Source organism: Spirillospora sp. NPDC049024, assembly GCF_040649235.1.
GTDB lineage: Bacteria > Actinomycetota > Actinomycetes > Streptosporangiales > Streptosporangiaceae > Spirillospora.
Genome location: NZ_JBEZFD010000061.1, coordinates 1 through 1,470 on the forward strand (window position 1 = coordinate 1; position 1,470 = coordinate 1,470).

The 1,470-nt window shown below is 57.6% G+C and carries 1 rRNA gene; it reads left to right on the plus strand.

Features of this window, described 5'->3' with window-relative positions:
• Positions 1 to 1,384: ribosomal RNA gene (locus tag AB0C21_RS43305) — 23S ribosomal RNA — on the plus strand; the annotation flags it as partial.
• Positions 1,385 to 1,470 lie beyond the last annotated feature (86 nt).

The following is a 1,470-nucleotide window of genomic DNA, read 5'->3' on the forward strand; positions in this document are numbered from 1 at the left end:
TGATGCCGAGCCGTTTTAGGTGAAGTGAGTGATCCCATGCTGCCGAGAAAAGCCTCTAGCGAGTGTACCGGCGGCCCGTACCCTAAACCGACTCAGGTGGTCAGGTAGAGAATACCAAGGCGATCGGGTGAACTGTGGTTAAGGAACTCGGCAAATTGCCCCCGTAACTTTGGGAGAAGGGGGGCCTTGCCTGGTGATGGCACTTGCTGTCTGAGCTGGGTGGGGTCGCAGAGGCCAGGGGGAAGCGACTGTTTACTAAAAACACAGGTCCGTGCGAAGTCGTAAGACGCTGTATACGGACTGACGCCTGCCCGGTGCCGGAACGTTAAGAGGACCGGTTAGATCTCTTTGGGGGTCGAAGCTGAGAATCTAAGCGCCGGTAAACGGCGGTGGTAACTATAACCATCCTAAGGTAGCGAAATTCCTTGTCGGGTAAGTTCCGACCTGCACGAATGGCGTAACGACTTCCCCGCTGTCTCAACCACAGGCCCGGCGAAATTGCAGTACGAGTAAAGATGCTCGTTTCGCGCAGCAGGACGGAAAGACCCCGGGACCTTCACTACAGCTTGGCATTGGCGCTTGGAGCGTCTTGTGTAGGATAGGTGGGAGACTGTGAAGCCCAGACGCCAGTTTGGGTGGAGTCATTGGTGAAATACCACTCTGGTCGTTTTGAGCGTCTAACCCGCACCCGTGTATCCGGGTGGGGGACAGTGCCTGGTGGGTAGTTTAACTGGGGCGGTTGCCTCCCAAAATGTAACGGAGGCGCCCAAAGGTTCCCTCAGCCTGGTTGGCAATCAGGTGGCGAGTGCAAGGGCACAAGGGAGCTTGACTGTGAGACGGACGTGTCGAGCAGGTGCGAAAGCAGGGCCTAGTGATCCGGCACCTACGTGTGGAAGTGGTGTCGCTCAACGGCTAAAAGGTACCCCGGGGATAACAGGCTGATCTTCCCCAAGAGTCCATATCGACGGGATGGTTTGGCACCTCGATGTCGGCTCGTCGCATCCTGGGGCTGGAGTAGGTCCCAAGGGTTGGGCTGTTCGCCCATTAAAGCGGCACGCGAGCTGGGTTTAGAACGTCGCGAGACAGTTCGGTCCCTATCCGCTGTGCGCGTAGGAGAATTGTGAGGGTCTGTCCCTAGTACGAGAGGACCGGGACGGACGAACCTCTGGTGTGCCAGTTGTCCCGCCAGGGGCACGGCTGGTTGGCTACGTTCGGTCGGGATAACCGCTGAAAGCATCTAAGCGGGAAGCCTTCCTCGAGATGAGTTCTCCCACCCCTTTGTGGGTGTAAGGCCCCCGGTAGACGACCGGGTTGATAGGCCGGAGATGGAAGCGCGGTAACGTGTGGAGTCGACCGGTACTAATAGGCCGAGTGGCTTGAACACACTGAACGTTCAAAGTGAGTCGCTGTGTGAGTTGTTCGCGTCCCTGTGTGGTTCCCAGAAAACAACCTGGTTGCCGCTGTCACTGA